Below are 15,065 nucleotides of genomic sequence, written 5' to 3' on the forward strand. Positions count from 1 at the left end.
CTTGAGGCAAGCAGTAAAATTTGGAATTATAATAAGACCAAATGGTTGGTCTGAGAGGGAAAGGAGGTGTGCGAATGGCGGATTGTATCTTCTGCAAGATCATTAAAGGCGAGATACCTTCCCAAAAGGTATATGAGGACGACAAAGTTTACGCCTTTCACGACATCAACCCGGTTGCTCCTACCCATATCTTGATTGTTCCTAAAAAACACCTGGCCGGAGTCTATGAGTTGGAGGAAGGGGACCGGGAGTTGATGGGCCACATCTTCTACGTAGCCCGGAAAATTGCCGAAGATCTAGGGTTCTCTCCGGCTCAAGATCCTACCCGCGGTTATCGTCTAGTGGTCAACTCCGGTTCTCAGGCCGGCCAGACGGTCTTTCATCTGCACGTACATCTTCTTGGTGGCCGGGAGATGACTTGGCCTCCGGGCTAGATTTGTGTTCATAGGGTTCAAGGTGAACAACTACATCTACCACCCTTTCATACCGGGTGAGTAGGTAGTCCTTTACTCTTTCTGAGATATGGTGCCCTTCTCTTACGGTGAGTTCGGGCTCAACTTGAATATGTAAGTCCACCAACGTATGCCCTCCGTGCTTTCTAGTCCGAACCCGATGGACGTCCTTAACGCCTTTGACTTTTAAGACTTCTCTCTTTATTTGACGTGCTTCTTCGATATCCATCCCATCGCAGAGTTCTTCTATTCCAGGACGAACAATTTGCCAGGAAGATTTGAGTATCAGAAAGGATACGATTAGTGATCCTAGGGGATCACAAAAGGCCAGATGTGGAGATATAGAAGAAAGTCCAGCTCCTATGAGGGCGGGAAAAGAACTCAGGACGTCTGAACGGTGATGATAGGCGTTGGCTACCACCGCTGGAGAATGGGCTTTCACGCCTACTTTGAGGGTGATGCGGTATAAAAGTTCCTTTGAGACGATGGAAAGGATCGGGGCAACGAGGACGAAGGGTTTCAAAGGCGTTAAAACCTTCAGATGTTTAAAGGTTACGAAGGCCTTTCCGATAAGGCCCAAGGCTGTAACTGTCAGGACCAAACCTATAGTTACTGAGATTAGAGTTTCAATGCGACGGTGCCCGTAAGGATGATCTTCATCTGGAGGATAACTGGCATATTTGAGCCCCAGAAGAGTTAAGAGGTCGGTAGCGAGATCTGATAGACTGTGGATGCCGTCCGCCAGAACGGCTTGACTTCGGCCCCAAAAACCTAAAAAGATCTTAAAGAGAGAAAGAAAGAGATTTACCGCGAGACTAAGGAGTGTGATGCGGTAGAGTTCTTTTGTCATAGTAATGTTAGTTCCAGTTCAGGGCCATAGAGACCGATTTCATCTTCTATGATACAAATAACCCCTAAAATGTTAGGCCATTTTTGAGCCTCTGAAAGGACCTTTTTGAGAGAACGTTTGCCTTTTACCAGGTTCCCTAGAGCGGTGGCGGCCGCGTCGGCCAAGGCCGCCTCTCGAGCTACTACGCAAACGGCCTCCGCTTTTCCCAAGCTAAGACTGTGGCCTAGCTTTCCCGAGGAGGTACAAACCCCACAAGGCATAAGTTCCTCCCGGAGGCGAAGTCCGATCTTCCCAGAAAGAGGAGAGTCTCCGGCATAAATGGCTACGGTGGCCGGACGCTTCAGGGCCAAAAAGATGTCCCCACCGTTTTCTACCGCCACTTGAGAGGAAAGGCCTTCCTCAAGGATTCGCCGGCCTACGGCCTCGGCGATGGCCCCGGCCACGGAGGCCATGGGACCCACTCCACAGGCCTTACCGGCCCAAAGCATACGTTTGGCTATTTCTGGAGCCTTAGGATCTTCTGGTAAAGGTTTGAGGCTTTTGAAGAACTCCGGGTGCTCAATAATGTAGGTCTCAAGCGGCTCTCTGATCTCCCGAACGAAGGTTAAGGTCTCCATAGTAAGATCCTTTTCGGCAAGCACGGCGATATCGGTTTCCTTGTAAACCACCCGGAAGGAAATCAGATCTTCACCGGGTTTGATCCAAGAGCGATAATGCCTTATCTCAGAGGTTTCGGCCGGCACGTTTGCGGACTTCCTCGTAATAGTCTCCCCCGGAGGGGGGGTTAATGACCACCGCCGGGAAGTCTTCCACTTCAAGCTCAAAGAGGGCCTCGGGGCCGAGTTCTGGAAAGGCGATTACCCTGGCCGCTTGGATTCTTTCCGAGAGGTAGGCTCCGGCTCCACCGAAAGTGGCCAGATAAACGGCTCCGTATTTCATAATAGCTTCCTTGACTTCAGGCCCCCGAGGCCCCTTGCCCATGGTGGCCGCCAGACCGAGTTCAAGGAGGCGTGGGGTGTAGGCGTCCATGCGATAGGCTGTAGTGGGCCCGGCTGAACCGATCACCCTCCCCGGAGGGGCTGGAGTAGGGCCTACATAGTAGATGCACTGGTTTCGGAGGGAAACAGGCAAAGGTTCGTTATGCTCCAACATTTGAAGGAGCCTTCGATGAGTGGCGTCTCGAGCGGCCAGCACCCGTCCATAAATGGAAACTAAATCTCCGGGTTTCAAGCTTCTTAAAATTTTACGGTCTTTTAAGGGAAAAACTAATTTGGTTGACACTGTCAAATCCTCCTAAGCCTCAATCTTCATCCTCCAAAATGCTGCCTAAAATGCCGCCCACTCCGGCACCAATTGCTCCTACCCCTGCAACCTTGCGTAGCGGAGATTCGCTGGCCTCCCGTTCTCCTCCGGCCTGGAGTTGGCGGCGAAGTTTGGAAAGGGTCATGGTCTGGACGACCACCGTGCCCGGGCCGGTAAGGGTGGTGAGAAACAACCCTTCGCCACCGAAAAGGGCGGTTTTTATGCCACTCACAAACTGGACATCGTAGCTTACGGATTCGTCCCAGGCCACCACGCAACCGGTGTCTACCTTTATAGTTTCCCCGGGTGCCAGTTCGAAGGTTACGAGATCGCCTCCGGCATGAATAAAAACTACTCCATCACCGTAAAGTTTCTCTACGATGAAACCCTCGCCACCAAAAAGAGCCCCACCGATCCGCTTCTGCAAAGCAATTGAGAGTTCGATGTTACCAATGGCCGCCAGGAAGGCGTCCTTTTGGGCCAGGATGGCTTCGCCGGAAAGACCGATAGGGAGTATCCTTCCCGGGAAATCTCCGGCAAAGCCTACCTCCCCCATCCCTTCAAAGTAAGTGAGAAAGAGACTCTCTCCGGCAAGTATCCTCTTTCCGGCTTCCATAAGTTTTCCCAGAAAGCCTTTGTCTTTCTTACCACTTATACGGGTCTCCATCCGCACTGTTCCCCGCAGGTAAATCATTTTCCCCGCTTCGGAAAATACAGGGTGTTCTCCGGTTTTGACCTTTAACATTTCCAGATTGTCGCCCACGATTTCATAAACCTTGGTTTGCCGCTCAAGGATCTTCATAGAGCCCTCCATGTAAATTTACAGTTTGATTATACCTTTGAATCCTGGTAATAATAACTAAATAACCTCTAACAGCCAATAAAATCTGTAGAGGGAGGTTATATGGGAATAATTCGTAAACTAGAAAATTCTCTAAAACTATGGCAAAAAGTAGCTATAGGCTTTCTGATTTTAATTGTTCTTAGTCTAGTTAATCTGGGAGTGTTATTAGTCTTTCAAAACAAAGCCGAGAGACTTAATGAGAAAGCCCAGGAAGTTACTGAAATAATGGAGGCCCTAGATGGTCTTACAGCGTATCATATCCGTTGGAAGGTAAATCTCCTTACCGGACTTTTAAATGAGAGTACACCTCAAATTTTAACGAATCCAGAAAAGTGTCCGTTAAAGGAACTTTTTTCCAGGCTTGAACCTTCCTCTCCCAAAGAGGCTGAATTGATAAAGAAAGGACTCGAACTTGACCGAGCCTTGCATCTTTCGGCTGCAGAAATTGCGAGACTCTTTGAGGAAGAAGCCGATTATGAGGATATAGTTAAGGTGTATAACGAAAGAACCAATCCACTTTCTAAGAAACTTTTCAAGCTTCTTGATGAGATGAATGAAATCTATAAAGAAAAAGTTAAAAGAAGTGAACAAGAAGCCAAGAGGGGTATGTTGTTGGTTCGCCGGGTGGCCATAGGCGCCAATCTTTTTTTAATATTAATGGCGATTTTGACGGTCTTTTTTATTTCGAGAAGGCTTAAGATTGCTACAGATAGAGTTCTTGCGGTCGTAGATCGTATGGCCCAAGGAGATTTCTCTCAGGATATTAAGGTCGAAGGTCGGGACGAGCTGGCCATGCTTCTTTTGCATCTGGGACAGATGTTGCAGTCTTTGCGTCCCCTTATAAGGGAGGTTACCGAAGGCACGAGAGAGGTGGAAAGCCTTGCTGGGGAGATGAGTCATCTGGCTGAAGTGGCGTATCAGGAAGGACAGGCCGCTGGTGAGCGGGCCACCCGTATGCGAAAAGAGGCCCAGGCCGTCCTTGAAAGTGTGGAGGCCGAGGCCCAGTCTATAAATGAAATTTCGTCTGCCATTCAAGAAATTAGTCAGAATACGAACCGAGCTAGTATGATTACCAAAGAAGCCGTAGAGAAGGCTCAGAGAGCTCAAGACACCATACATCGACTGGGAGGAGCCTCTCAAGAGATCGAAGATGTCATCAAGATCATAAGTGGCATAGCGGAGCAAACCAAGTTCTTGGCCCTGAACGCCACTATCGAGGCCGCTCGAGCCGGAGAAGCTGGCAAGGGCTTTGCGGTGGTGGCCAACGAAGTCAAAGAGCTTGCTCGTCAGACGGCGGAGGCCACGGGGCAAATTACGGAAAAGATACGGACTATGCAAGCCGAAAGTGAAGAAGCAGTCAAAGTAGCCGATGAGATTGCCCAAACCATTAAAGAAATAGATGATATCGCTTCCGCCATCGCGGCCGCAGTCGAGGAACAGACGGCTGTGATTACCGATATTGCAAGAAGTGTAGAGGAGCAAAAGGGAGGGGCCCAAAGGTTTGCGGCCGAGGCGGAGGAGGCCTACGAAGCTGCTCAAAAGACCCTTGAGGGGATCGATCAGAGCCTAGAACACATAAGGAAAGTTGCGGCTCTAGTCAAAAAATTGGCTGAGGCGGTTTCAAGATTTAAGGTGTAATATCATCATGAAAGGTAATGAGAGAGATGCGGTATATTAGCACTCGTGGGGGCATTGCCCCTCTTTCTTTTAAGGAGACGGTTCTTACCGGCCTAGCCGAGGACGGAGGGCTTATCCTTCCGGAAAGGATACCTGTGCTTTCCGCAGAGGAGAAAAAAGCCCTTCGTGATCTCCCCTATCAAGATTTGGCCTTTAAGGTCTTTCAGTACTTTGTTACCGATATTCCGGAAGAAGATCTCCAGCGTCTAGTTAACAAGGCCTATGCGACTTTTACCCATCCCGACATTACCCCGGTAGTGAAAAAAGGACCGGTTTGGATTTTGGAGCTCTTTCACGGGCCTACGTTGGCTTTTAAGGACGTGGCCCTCCAATTTTTGGGACACCTCTTCGAATACCTCCTTTCCGAACGTGGTGAAAAGATGAATATTTTGGGGGCCACCTCGGGGGATACGGGGTCGGCCGCCATCTATGGGGTAAGGGGGAAGAAGAACCTAGCTATCTTTATCCTTCATCCCCACGGGCGGGTTTCTCCGGTTCAGGCCCTTCAGATGACTACTGTTACCGATCCTAACGTTTTCAATTTGGCCATTAAAGGCACCTTTGACGACTGTCAGGCTATTGTGAAGCTTCTTTTCTCGGATCTTGAGTTTAAGCATCGTTATCGCTTGGGGGCCGTAAATTCCATAAACTGGGCCCGAGTATTGGCTCAGGTGGTATATTACCTCTTTGCATACTTCAGGGTTACCGAAGTTGAGGGTATAGAGGAGGTGCGGTTTTCGGTTCCCACCGGAAACTTCGGTGATATTTTTGCGGGCTATGTAGCTCGTCGTATGCTTTCCGGGGGGATAGAACGTCTGGTGCTCGCTACCAATGAAAATGATATCCTTACTCGTTTTGTTAACCATGGGGACTACTCTTTGAGAGAGGTGGTGCCCACTATAAGTCCCTCGATGGACATTCAGGTGGCTTCGAACTTCGAACGTTACCTATATTATCTCTACGGTGAGAACCCTATTCGGGTGCGAGAAGCCATGAGTCGTTTCGCTGAAGAAAAGCGCTTAGTCTTTTCGGAGGAAGAACTTTCCAGGGTAAGGGCAGATTTCCTTTCGCTTTCGGTTAGTCAGGAGGAAACTCTTCGGACTATCCGAGAGTTTTATGAGGAGACAAGCTATATTCTTGATCCTCACACTGCGGTGGGGGTGAGGGCTGGGCTTGCGTTTCGGGATGAACGGCCTATGATTTGTCTGGCCACGGCTCATCCGGCCAAGTTTCCAGAGGCCGTGTCTCGGGCTTTGGGATTCGAACCTCCCATTCCCGAGCCTCTTCAGGGGCTTTCCGAAAAACCTCGCAAAGTAGTTCTCTTACCTGCTGATCCTCAAGTTGTTCGTCGTTTTATCGAGGAGAATGCTATTTAGACCTTGACAAAGTTTTTTAGTAGATTAATATTATCTTCAAAAGTTTACGGGGTTAGATCATGAAAATCACGCAGGCTGAGGATTACGGGATAAGGTGTATACTTTATCTATCGCGCTATCCGAAAAAGGTAGTCCCTCGTTGGCGGATTGCCCGTTCAATGGATATCCCGGAGCCCTTTCTAGCTAAAATTGCTCAGGATTTGGCCCGTGCTGGAATTATAGAGATCATTAGAGGCCGCAAGGGGGGATACCGTCTCAGAATTCCTCCGGAGGAGCTTTCCGTGCTCCAAGTCATGGAGGCTATGAGTGGTGAGATGTTTCTTAGTCCGTGTGTGCTTGACCCTGAAAATTGTCGCCGCAGTCCCCTATGTCCGGTGCACGAAACCTGGAAAGAGCTTAGGAAGCTGATTCGTGATAAACTTGAGAATGCGAAGTTTTCAGATCTGGTCAAGAGAGAGTCTTGTCTAATCGACCAACGGCGTAAGAGATCTAAAAATCCTTCTTAAAGGGGGGTGATATTTATGAAAGTATAACGTTTTTATGCCTAATTAGTTTAAAATTAGATCTAATTTTAAACTAATTTTATTAAGGAGGTGAATAAAGATGGATGTCCTTTGGGCTTCAAGGTTACAGTTTGCGGCTGCGGCTTTTTTTCATTTTCTCTTTGTGCCTTTGACCCTAGGTCTTTCTATTCTTACAGCTATTTACGAAACTCTCTATCTTAAAAAGGGTGATGAGGACTATAAGCGGGCGGCCAAGTTTTGGGGAAGGCTTTTTCTGATCAATTTTGCCCTGGGAGTGGTTACCGGAATTACTTTGGAGTTTCAGTTCGGGACCAACTGGCGTTACTATTCGGAGTATGTAGGAGATATTTTTGGGTCGCTTTTGGCCATCGAGGCCACCCTGGCCTTTTTCCTGGAGTCCACCTTTATTGCGGTCTGGGCCTTTGGCTGGAATCGAGTCTCGCCTAAAGTACACTGCCTGGCCATTTGGCTCACCGCTATCGCTTCTAATATTTCGGCCCTCTGGATCCTCATTGCCAACGGTTGGATGCAGCATCCGGTGGGTTTTGTGATTCGGAACGGTCGGGCGGAGCTCAAGAGCTTTGCGGAAGTGGTCTTTAATAAGTTCGCCTGGCTAGAGTTCCTGCATACTGTGCCGGCGGCTTACGTCCTTTCGGGATTTTTTGTGCTTGGGGTTTCGGCCTGGCATCTCCTAAGGAAAAACGAAGTGGAATTCTTCAAAAAGAGCTTTCGAGTGGCCGCCGTCTGGACGGCCATTTTTGCCCTTTTTGTCTTTATAGAAGGCCACTTGCATGGCTCGGAGGTGGCCCACACTCAGCCTACCAAGCTTGCGGCCATGGAGGCCCTTTGGGAGACGGAAAAGGGTGCTCCTTTTGCCCTATTTGCCATTCCGGATGAGGAAAACGAGCGGAATCTTTTGGAGATAAAGATACCAAAAGTTCTGAGTCTGCTAGCTTTTCACTCCCCGGAGGCCGAGGTCAAAGGGCTTAAAGCCTTTCCTAAAGAGGAGCGCCCGCCGGTGGAGTTGACCTACTGGTCTTTTCGAATCATGGTGGGATTGGGTATCTGGTTTGTAATTCTTGCCTTTTGGGCCTTTAAGAACCGAGAAAATCCACTCCTCGCCCCGAAGATGTTAAAGGCCCTGATCTTTACCATACCTCTTCCTTATATAGCTATCGAGGCTGGCTGGACGGTGGCCGAGGTTGGGCGTCAGCCTTGGATCGTCTATGGTATGATGAAGACTGCGGAGGCGGTCTCTCCGATTTCTTCAGCGCAGGTAACCATTACGCTTCTGGCTTTTCTGGTCTTCTATACCGTTTTAGGGGTTATCGATTTCTGGCTCCTTGCGCACTATGCCAGAAAAGGTCCTGAGCCTAGGTAAGCTCAAATTTGGACGAAAGGAGGGATGAGTCATGGAACATAACGTTTTTCAAATAATCTGGTTTGTGCTTTGGGGGGTATTGTGGGCTGTTTACTTTGTGCTGGACGGTTTTGATCTCGGGGCCGGGATCCTTCTGCCTTGTGTAGCTAAAAATGAAACCGAACGCCGGTCTATTTATCAGGCTATCGGTCCTTTTTGGGATGGAAACGAGGTCTGGTTGATTACCGCTGGAGGGGCCACCTTTGCGGCTTTTCCCAAAACCTATGCGGTAATGTTTAGTGGTCTTTACACCGCCCTGTATCTTCTGCTTTTTGCCCTGATCATTAGAGGTGTGGCCATAGAATTCCGGGGCAAGGTGGAGAGCCTGAGTTGGCGCAAATTTTGGGATTTCCTTTTCTGGATTGGTTCTCTGGTTCCGGCTTTGATTTTGGGGGTAGCTTTTGCCAATATCTTTAAGGGGATTCCCATTGATGAGAACGGTCTCTTTAAGGGATCGCTCCTAACCCTCCTTAATCCTTATGGACTTTTAGGAGGTGTGGTTTTTATTTTGGCCTTTGCGGTTCATGGAGCCACCTGGCTGGCCTTTAGAACGAATGGCGATTTGCGAGTTCGGCTTCTCAGGGATGCCAAGATCCTCTGGGTGTTCGAGCTGATCGTGGCGGTGGCCTTCATGCTCCTTTCCTTAAAACTTACCAACCTCTGGGGCAATTACCTCAAGGCTCCAGTGCTTTTCGTATTCCCACTTTTGGCTGTAGTGGGCTTGATGCTGATTCCGATCTTTCTTAATCGGGAGGCCATGCTCCAGGCCTTCCTGGCTTCTGGCCTTGCTATCCTCGGTTTTACGGCCTGGGGAGTGGGAGGACTCTTTCCCAACCTCTTTCCCTCTAGCCTTAACCCCGAATGGTCACTTACCATCTTCAATAGCTCTTCGAGTCCCCTTACCCTCAAAATTATGACGGTGGTAGCTCTCATCTTTGTACCTATTGTGCTGGCCTATACTTTCTGGACTTACCGCACCTTCTCCTACCGGCTCACGGAGAAGGAAGTCGCTTACGAAGAGCCCCACTATTAATCCGACATTCAGCAACCCTGAGGAAATATTTAAAAGGGGTGAGGGCGGGAAGCCCTCTCCCCCCTTTTTGTGTTTTAATCGGTCGACATTCTAGCTTGACAATTCGCTGGTCTTTCTTATAGTTAAAAGTACCATTCGGGTCTTCCCCGAATTCTTTGGCCCACCCAAAAGGGGTTCAGAGTTTAAAACTTCAATTTTACCAAGGAGAATTTTATGGCTGAGGAGACTCTTTTAAACGAAGAAGTGATCGAAGAATCCAAAGAAGAAGTGGAAATCATTGACATTTCAGATCTGAGGCGCAAGTCCCTTTCGGAATTGGTAACCGTAGCTGAAAGTTATGGCCTAGAGAACGCCTCTTCCATGCGAAAACAGGAGATCATTTCCTCTATTGTAAAGACTCATCTTGAGAAAGGCGGTGAGGTGAAAGGCGAAGGGGTGCTCGAGGTCCTTCCAGAGGGTTTTGGCTTTTTGAGGTTCCCGGATTACAGCTATTTACCAGGCCCGGAGGATATTTACGTTTCCCCTTCTCAGATTCGTCGTTTCGGGCTCAAGACTGGGGATACTATTACGGGTTACATTCGTCCTCCTAAGGAGGGCGAGAAATATTTTGCCCTTCTTAAAGTGGAAAAAATCAATTTTCAGTCTCCGGAGCGGGCCAGAACAAGGATTCCTTTTGATAATTTGACTCCCATTTATCCTGACGAGTGGCTTAGGCTAGAGACTGTCCCGGACAACTTTTCAACCCGCATCATAGATCTCTTTACACCTATTGGAAAAGGCCAACGTGGGCTAATTGTGGCCCCTCCGCGGACCGGAAAGACGATGTTGCTTCAGAATATTGCCAATGGCATTGCCAAAAACTATCCAGATATCTACCTCATTATCCTACTTATTGACGAGCGACCGGAAGAAGTTACAGACATGGAAAGGAATGTGCCGGCGGCAGAAGTCATTAGTTCCACCTTTGATGAACCTCCGCAGAGACATACTCAGGTAGCCGAAATCGTGGTCGAACGGGCCAAGCGCCTGGTGGAACATGGCTACGACGTGGTTATTTTGCTTGATAGTCTTACCCGCCTGGCACGGGCATATAACACCGTAGTTCCACCGAGCGGTAAACTCCTTTCAGGCGGTATCGACGCCAATGCCCTTCACAAGCCCAAGAGGTTTTTTGGGGCTGCCCGTAATATCGAGGAAGGTGGAAGTCTTACCATTATCGCCACCTGTCTCATCGATACCGGAAGTCGAATGGATGAGGTTATTTTTGAGGAGTTCAAGGGGACCGGCAACCTAGAGATCCATCTGGATCGCCGACTTGCGGACCGTCGGATCTGGCCGGCTATTGATATCCATCATAGCGGAACCCGGAAGGAGGAGTTACTTCTACCTCCGGAAATTCTTCATAGGGTCTGGTTACTGCGGAAGGTTCTCTCGCCACTCAATCCTGTGGACTGTATGGAGTTCTTGCTGGATAAGATGAAGGATACCAAAAATAACGCCGAGTTCCTGGCTTCCATGAATCAATAAATGGGTTATAGTATCAATTTGGTGAATATTGGTAAGGGAGGGAGATTATGAAGAAGGGTATCCATCCGGAGTATTATCCGGAGGCGGTAGTAAGGTGCGCCTGCGGGAACGAGCTCAAGGTGGGAGCTACTCGGCCGGAGATTCGGGTTGAGGTTTGTTCCAAGTGTCATCCTTTCTTTACCGGGGAGCAGAGGTTTGTGGATACCGAAGGGCGTGTAGAAAAATTCATGAAAAAGTATGCCGAATACTACGAAAAGCAGGAGAAGCAATCCTAAGATATGGCCCTTTCGGAATTATATCTTACTAAACTAGCGGAAGTAGAAAGGCGGTTTGCGGAGCTTTCTGAGAAACTTTCGGATCCGGAGTTGGTCTCCGATAGGGAGAAGTATGCGCGGCTGGCGCGAGAACACGCCGAGCTCGAAAGGATCGTAGAGGCCTACCAGGAATACAAAAAGGCTTTGAAGGAGATTGCCGAAAACAAGGAACTTCTTGAAGACGGGGATGAGGAGATCCGCGAGCTCGCTAAAGAGGAAATAAAGCGTCTCTCAGAACGGGTGGAGGCCCTTGAGAAGGAGTTGCCCCTTCTCCTTCTACCCAAGGATCCCAACGACGAAAAGAGTGTTATCCTCGAGATCAGGGCTGGTGCCGGTGGAGAAGAAGCTGCTCTTTTTGCTGCTGATCTCCTACGAATGTATGCCCGCTATGCGGAAAGACAGGGCTGGAAAATAGAGGTGCTTTCAGCCAATGAGACGGGGTTGGGAGGTTTTAAAGAAGTTATTGCCCGGATTGATGGCCTTGGGGCTTATAGTCGTCTAAAGTATGAAAGTGGGGTTCATCGGGTTCAGCGTATCCCGGTCACGGAAAGTGGGGGCCGTATCCATACCTCTACGGTGACGGTGGCGGTTCTGCCCGAAGCCGACGAGGTAGAGATAGATATAAAACCCGATGAACTCAAGATTGAAACCATGCGGGCCTCAGGGCACGGTGGCCAACACGTAAACCGTACGGAGAGTGCCGTACGCATCACACATCTTCCCACTGGAATTACAGTTTACTGTGCCAACGAGCGCAGTCAGCATCAGAATCGGGCTACGGCCATGAAGATCCTACGGGCCCGGCTTTACGAAAAAGCCCTACGGGAGCAACAAGAAAAGATCCAGGCCGAGCGCCGGAGCCAGGTGGGCACTGGCGACCGGAGCGAACGTATACGGACTTACAATTTTCCACAGAACCGCGTCACGGATCATCGCATAGGCCTTACCCTTTATCGTTTAGAAGAAATCTTGGACGGCGATTTGGACGAGATTATTGACGCCCTAATTACCCATTTCCGCACCGAAGCCTTGAAACAGGAAGAAGAGGCTCTTCTCAAAAAGGCGGCATGATCGAAAGTTATCGCTTCGGAGAAATAGTGGTTCTTGGTAAGACTTACCGGCGAGATCTTAAGATCATCAAGGGAAGGGTGTATCCAGACTGGTGGCGTAAGGAGGGACATCTTCTTCAACCGGAAGATTTAGAAGATATCTGGGTTGCAAGGCCTGAGATCTTAGTAGTGGGCACCGGGGCTTCGGGAGTGATGCGGGTGGACCCTCGGACGGTTGAGAAGGCTGAGGAGCTGGGTATAGCCTTTGAGGCCTATCCTACAAATAAGGCTGTACACCGATTCAATAAACTTTTCGAAGAAGGTCGAGACGTAGCCGCGGCTTTTCATCTTACTTGTTGAGCTTTTCAAGAATTCTTTGCGAAGCTCGGAAGATGATACGCCATCCCTGAGAGGTCTTTCGGATTTCAAGGCTTCCGAAATTCCGCAGGGTAAGACGTCTTTTTTCCCTTAGACCAGCGATTAGTTCTTTCAACAGGATCTTGAGAAAGATATGACTTTGGCGTCTAGAAAGATTAGTTTTTTGGGCAAGTCTTCGGCTGAGCTCAAGGAGTTTCACGAGTAATATATGGAAGAAGAATTCTGGCAAGTTTTTCTAAAGAAACGGGTTTCCTCAAAATGTATAGGGGCCCTTTTATCAAGTGAGCCGCTTTTTCTAATTTGTCTTTATCCACGATCCCGGTAATGATGATGATCGGTCCTTTGAAGTCTATTTCTTCCAAAAAATCACAAGCCAATCCATCTGGAAGGATACAATCCGAGATGATGATATCAAATTGATTTTGAGACCATAGCTTACGTGCCTCTGTTAACGTTTCGGCAGCGTAGACTTTAACCTCAGGGAAGGAAAGACGTAAAAACTCTATCAGGGCAATCTTTATAAATTCTTCGTCCTCTATCAATAGAATCTTGGCAGCTTCCATGTTCAGAGTAATCTAATAGGTAAAAACAAAAGTAGCAAGGAGAAAAATTCATGGACTTTCCCATAGCGCAGGAATGGTTGGAACTTCTGGCCTGTCCCCGGTGCAAAGGGGAGATCAAACCGGTAAAGAACCCTCTGGGGCTTGCCTGTGAACGCTGCGATCTTTTTTATGAAATTCGAGATGGGATTCCGGTAATGCTTATCGAAGAGGCTAAGAAGTATTCGGAGGTAGCCCGGGATGAGCCGTCCGACTGAACCCATCCCGGCCCTTTTTTTTGTGAGCGCCTTTGGGCGGAAAAAGGAAATCATCCTCTCAGCCGTTGAAAAGCTTGCAAAATTTCTCGGGCCAGTGCAGTGGACTTCCCCATGGTTAGCCTTTGATTTTACCGATTATTATACCCCGGAATTTGGTAAACCCCTTGTTAGGGCCTTTTTTTTCTTCGGCCTGAGACCTCAGGAGGATTTAATAGAGGTTAAACACTGGGCCTATGAAGTGGAAAGGTCCTTCATGGAGAATGAAAGACGACTTGTGAATCTTGATCCCGGGTATTTGCTCCTTTCTCGGCTCGTGCTTTCCACTTTTAAGGACTTTGCCCATCGTATCTATCTCGGCCGTGGAGTCTTTGCGGAGGTGACCCTTATCTTTCGAGGGGGATCCTTTAAACCTCTCCCCTGGACCTATCCCGACTATGCGGCTCCTGAAACTATTGCCCTTTTCAACAAGGCCCGAGAGGATTATAAAAAGCTCTTAAGATGCTGAAGGATGCTTACGGTCGGCAGATCAGATACCTTCGGGTTTCGGTAACGGATCGTTGTAACCTCCGGTGTCTTTATTGCAGTCAAAAAGCCTTTGAGTGGCTTCCTCCAGAGGACATTCTTTCCTATGAAGAGATCTATGAGGTGGTCTCGGCGGCTGTAGAGTTGGGGGTAGAAAGAGTACGACTTACCGGTGGAGAGCCCCTTATAAGGAAGGGACTCCCCGAACTGATAAGGAGGCTTGCCGCTATACCCGGTCTAAAGGACTTAAGTCTTACCACTAACGGCCTGAGGCTTAAGGAGCTGGCCTCAGAGCTCAAAGCCGCGGGTTTGAAACGGGTAAATGTGAGCCTTGATACCCTGCGTCCAGAGCGTTTTAGGGAGCTTACGGGTTTGGACGGCCTTTCGAAAGTCCTTGCCGGTATTGACGCTGCTCTGTCAGTTGGCCTCTCTCCGGTAAAAATAAACATGGTAGTTCTCAGAGGATTCAATGAAGACGAAATTGAGGAGATGGCCAAGCTTACTTTTGAAAAACCCGTACATGTAAGATTCATAGAATTTATGCCGGTGGGAGAGGGTGCGGGTTGGAACGAAGAGCGGTGGATGCCTCTTTTTGAGATTCGTAAGAGAGTTGAAAGTGTAGGGTCTCTTTATCCCACAGTGTCGGAGGGCGGAGGTCCGGCCAAGAGTTTCCGTTTCGCCGGGGCTAAAGGGGCGGTAGGGTTTATTGCGGCTATGAGTGAACATTTCTGTGCTCGCTGCAATCGCCTGCGTCTTACTCCGGAAGGGAAGCTTCGATTTTGTCTTTTTTCCGATCGAGAATTTGATCTAAAGCCTTATCTCTCTCAAGGACGCGAAGTTTTGAAGAAGATTCTAGTTGAAAGCGTAAAGGAGAAACCGGCTTCTCGTCTTGAAGGCCACCTGCCGAGAAGACTTATGCGAAGCATAGGGGGCTAATTGACAAACGGCTTCAAAAGAGGCAATATCAAGGCCTAATATTT

The 15,065-nt window shown here is 48.8% G+C and carries 19 protein-coding genes; 13 read left to right on the forward strand and 6 right to left on the reverse strand.

The annotated features are described in order from the left end of the window. The first annotated feature begins 68 nt into the window (after positions 1 to 68). On the forward strand, positions 69 to 434 hold the full coding sequence (locus TDIS_RS09445) for a histidine triad nucleotide-binding protein (protein ID WP_084271059.1): 366 nt from the start codon (positions 69 to 71) through the stop codon (positions 432 to 434). On the opposite strand, the gene TDIS_RS09450 is transcribed toward TDIS_RS09445, so the two are convergent. The 4 genes from TDIS_RS09450 to TDIS_RS09465 are packed head-to-tail and all read right to left on the reverse strand — an operon-like array spanning position 346 to position 3,406. Then, on the reverse strand, positions 346 to 1,302 hold the full coding sequence (locus TDIS_RS09450; RefSeq protein ID WP_068671644.1) for a cation diffusion facilitator family transporter: 957 nt from the start codon (positions 1,300 to 1,302) through the stop codon (positions 346 to 348). The genes TDIS_RS09445 and TDIS_RS09450 overlap by 89 nt on opposite strands. Beyond that, positions 1,299 to 2,045 (reverse strand): UPF0280 family protein, encoded by a 747-nt coding sequence (locus tag TDIS_RS09455; RefSeq protein WP_068671645.1) that lies wholly within the window; start codon positions 2,043 to 2,045, stop codon positions 1,299 to 1,301. Before TDIS_RS09455 ends, TDIS_RS09450 begins: the two co-directional genes overlap by 4 nt. After that, on the reverse strand, positions 2,026 to 2,583 hold the full coding sequence (locus TDIS_RS09460; protein WP_244147510.1) for a FumA C-terminus/TtdB family hydratase beta subunit: 558 nt from the start codon (positions 2,581 to 2,583) through the stop codon (positions 2,026 to 2,028). Before TDIS_RS09460 ends, TDIS_RS09455 begins: the two co-directional genes overlap by 20 nt. 19 nt (positions 2,584 to 2,602) lie before the next feature. Further along, a complete protein-coding gene (locus TDIS_RS09465) occupies positions 2,603 to 3,406 on the reverse strand; it encodes an AIM24 family protein (protein ID WP_068671647.1) in 804 nt (267 codons plus the stop codon). 102 nt (positions 3,407 to 3,508) lie between these two features. Here TDIS_RS09465 and TDIS_RS09470 point away from each other — a divergent pair, with 102 nt between their 5' ends. The 9 genes from TDIS_RS09470 to TDIS_RS09510 all read left to right on the forward strand — a co-directional run bounded on the left by TDIS_RS09470 (position 3,509) and on the right by TDIS_RS09510 (position 12,728). After that, on the forward strand, positions 3,509 to 5,086 hold the full coding sequence (locus TDIS_RS09470; RefSeq protein ID WP_068671648.1) for a methyl-accepting chemotaxis protein: 1,578 nt from the start codon (positions 3,509 to 3,511) through the stop codon (positions 5,084 to 5,086). Between the two features lie 26 nt (positions 5,087 to 5,112). Next, positions 5,113 to 6,501, forward strand: a complete 1,389-nt coding sequence (thrC, locus tag TDIS_RS09475; protein WP_068671672.1) for a threonine synthase — start codon at positions 5,113 to 5,115, stop codon at positions 6,499 to 6,501. Positions 6,502 to 6,560: 59 nt separating this feature from the next. Further along, entirely contained in the window at positions 6,561 to 7,007 is a 447-nt protein-coding gene (locus tag TDIS_RS09480) for an RrF2 family transcriptional regulator (RefSeq protein ID WP_068671649.1), read from the forward strand. 97 nt (positions 7,008 to 7,104) lie between these two features. Then, the gene (locus tag TDIS_RS09485) at positions 7,105 to 8,406 is read left to right on the forward strand and encodes a cytochrome ubiquinol oxidase subunit I (protein WP_068671650.1); all 1,302 of its coding nucleotides are present in this window, start codon (positions 7,105 to 7,107) and stop codon (positions 8,404 to 8,406) included. Between the two features lie 31 nt (positions 8,407 to 8,437). Continuing rightward, positions 8,438 to 9,478, forward strand: coding sequence for a cytochrome d ubiquinol oxidase subunit II (gene cydB / locus TDIS_RS09490; protein WP_068671651.1), 1,041 nt, complete (start codon positions 8,438 to 8,440; stop codon positions 9,476 to 9,478). A 213-nt stretch (positions 9,479 to 9,691) separates the two neighbouring features. Next, positions 9,692 to 11,005, forward strand: a complete 1,314-nt coding sequence (gene rho, locus TDIS_RS09495; RefSeq protein WP_084271060.1) for a transcription termination factor Rho — start codon at positions 9,692 to 9,694, stop codon at positions 11,003 to 11,005. A 47-nt stretch (positions 11,006 to 11,052) separates the two neighbouring features. Further along, the gene (gene rpmE / locus TDIS_RS09500) at positions 11,053 to 11,280 is read left to right on the forward strand and encodes a 50S ribosomal protein L31 (protein ID WP_068671652.1); all 228 of its coding nucleotides are present in this window, start codon (positions 11,053 to 11,055) and stop codon (positions 11,278 to 11,280) included. Positions 11,281 to 11,283: 3 nt separating this feature from the next. Continuing rightward, positions 11,284 to 12,390 carry a peptide chain release factor 1 gene (gene prfA, locus TDIS_RS09505; RefSeq protein ID WP_068671653.1) on the forward strand — a complete coding sequence of 369 codons (1,107 nt, stop codon included), beginning with the start codon at positions 11,284 to 11,286 and terminating at the stop codon, positions 12,388 to 12,390. After that, complete coding sequence (locus tag TDIS_RS09510) at positions 12,387 to 12,728, forward strand: Mth938-like domain-containing protein (protein WP_068671654.1); 342 nt, start codon at positions 12,387 to 12,389, stop codon at positions 12,726 to 12,728. The genes prfA and TDIS_RS09510 overlap by 4 nt, the downstream gene beginning before the upstream one ends. On the opposite strand, the gene TDIS_RS09515 is transcribed toward TDIS_RS09510, so the two are convergent. After that, positions 12,718 to 12,945 (reverse strand): HU family DNA-binding protein, encoded by a 228-nt coding sequence (locus TDIS_RS09515; RefSeq protein ID WP_068671655.1) that lies wholly within the window; start codon positions 12,943 to 12,945, stop codon positions 12,718 to 12,720. The two genes, TDIS_RS09510 and TDIS_RS09515, sit on opposite strands and share 11 nt — an antisense overlap. Next, positions 12,932 to 13,309: a response regulator gene (locus tag TDIS_RS09520; protein WP_084271062.1), complete on the reverse strand. Its 378-nt coding sequence runs from the start codon at positions 13,307 to 13,309 to the stop codon at positions 12,932 to 12,934. Before TDIS_RS09520 ends, TDIS_RS09515 begins: the two co-directional genes overlap by 14 nt. A 50-nt stretch (positions 13,310 to 13,359) precedes the next feature. Between TDIS_RS09520 and TDIS_RS09525 the strand changes: the two genes are divergently transcribed. Genes TDIS_RS09525 through moaA form a run of 3 tightly spaced genes read left to right on the forward strand, consistent with a single transcriptional unit; the run spans position 13,360 to position 15,021 of the window. Further along, positions 13,360 to 13,563 carry a Trm112 family protein gene (locus tag TDIS_RS09525; RefSeq protein WP_068671657.1) on the forward strand — a complete coding sequence of 68 codons (204 nt, stop codon included), beginning with the start codon at positions 13,360 to 13,362 and terminating at the stop codon, positions 13,561 to 13,563. Then, positions 13,547 to 14,068, forward strand: a complete 522-nt coding sequence (locus TDIS_RS09530) for a DUF4416 family protein (RefSeq protein ID WP_068671658.1) — start codon at positions 13,547 to 13,549, stop codon at positions 14,066 to 14,068. The genes TDIS_RS09525 and TDIS_RS09530 overlap by 17 nt, the downstream gene beginning before the upstream one ends. Beyond that, complete coding sequence (gene moaA, locus TDIS_RS09535; protein ID WP_068671659.1) at positions 14,062 to 15,021, forward strand: GTP 3',8-cyclase MoaA; 960 nt, start codon at positions 14,062 to 14,064, stop codon at positions 15,019 to 15,021. The genes TDIS_RS09530 and moaA overlap by 7 nt, the downstream gene beginning before the upstream one ends. Positions 15,022 to 15,065: the final 44 nt, after the last annotated feature.

Origin of the sequence: Thermosulfurimonas dismutans (assembly GCF_001652585.1) — a bacterium.
GTDB lineage: Bacteria > Desulfobacterota > Thermodesulfobacteria > Thermodesulfobacteriales > Thermodesulfobacteriaceae > Thermosulfurimonas > Thermosulfurimonas dismutans.

What these genes read in the sequence shown, in the direction of transcription:
- TDIS_RS09450 (WP_068671644.1), bottom strand. Translation starts at nt 1,302, where the DNA reads ATGACAAAAGAACTCTACCGCATCACACTCCTTAGTCTCGCGGTAAAT.
- TDIS_RS09465 (WP_068671647.1), bottom strand. Translation starts at nt 3,406, where the DNA reads ATGAAGATCCTTGAGCGGCAAACCAAGGTTTATGAAATCGTGGGCGAC.
- TDIS_RS09470 (WP_068671648.1), top strand. Translation starts at nt 3,509, where the DNA reads ATGGGAATAATTCGTAAACTAGAAAATTCTCTAAAACTATGGCAAAAA.
- thrC (WP_068671672.1), top strand. Translation starts at nt 5,113, where the DNA reads ATGCGGTATATTAGCACTCGTGGGGGCATTGCCCCTCTTTCTTTTAAG.
- TDIS_RS09480 (WP_068671649.1), top strand. Translation starts at nt 6,561, where the DNA reads ATGAAAATCACGCAGGCTGAGGATTACGGGATAAGGTGTATACTTTAT.
- TDIS_RS09485 (WP_068671650.1), top strand. Translation starts at nt 7,105, where the DNA reads ATGGATGTCCTTTGGGCTTCAAGGTTACAGTTTGCGGCTGCGGCTTTT.
- cydB (WP_068671651.1), top strand. Translation starts at nt 8,438, where the DNA reads ATGGAACATAACGTTTTTCAAATAATCTGGTTTGTGCTTTGGGGGGTA.
- rho (WP_084271060.1), top strand. Translation starts at nt 9,692, where the DNA reads ATGGCTGAGGAGACTCTTTTAAACGAAGAAGTGATCGAAGAATCCAAA.
- rpmE (WP_068671652.1), top strand. Translation starts at nt 11,053, where the DNA reads ATGAAGAAGGGTATCCATCCGGAGTATTATCCGGAGGCGGTAGTAAGG.
- prfA (WP_068671653.1), top strand. Translation starts at nt 11,284, where the DNA reads ATGGCCCTTTCGGAATTATATCTTACTAAACTAGCGGAAGTAGAAAGG.
- TDIS_RS09510 (WP_068671654.1), top strand. Translation starts at nt 12,387, where the DNA reads ATGATCGAAAGTTATCGCTTCGGAGAAATAGTGGTTCTTGGTAAGACT.
- TDIS_RS09520 (WP_084271062.1), bottom strand. Translation starts at nt 13,309, where the DNA reads ATGGAAGCTGCCAAGATTCTATTGATAGAGGACGAAGAATTTATAAAG.
- TDIS_RS09525 (WP_068671657.1), top strand. Translation starts at nt 13,360, where the DNA reads ATGGACTTTCCCATAGCGCAGGAATGGTTGGAACTTCTGGCCTGTCCC.
- TDIS_RS09530 (WP_068671658.1), top strand. Translation starts at nt 13,547, where the DNA reads ATGAGCCGTCCGACTGAACCCATCCCGGCCCTTTTTTTTGTGAGCGCC.
- moaA (WP_068671659.1), top strand. Translation starts at nt 14,062, where the DNA reads ATGCTGAAGGATGCTTACGGTCGGCAGATCAGATACCTTCGGGTTTCG.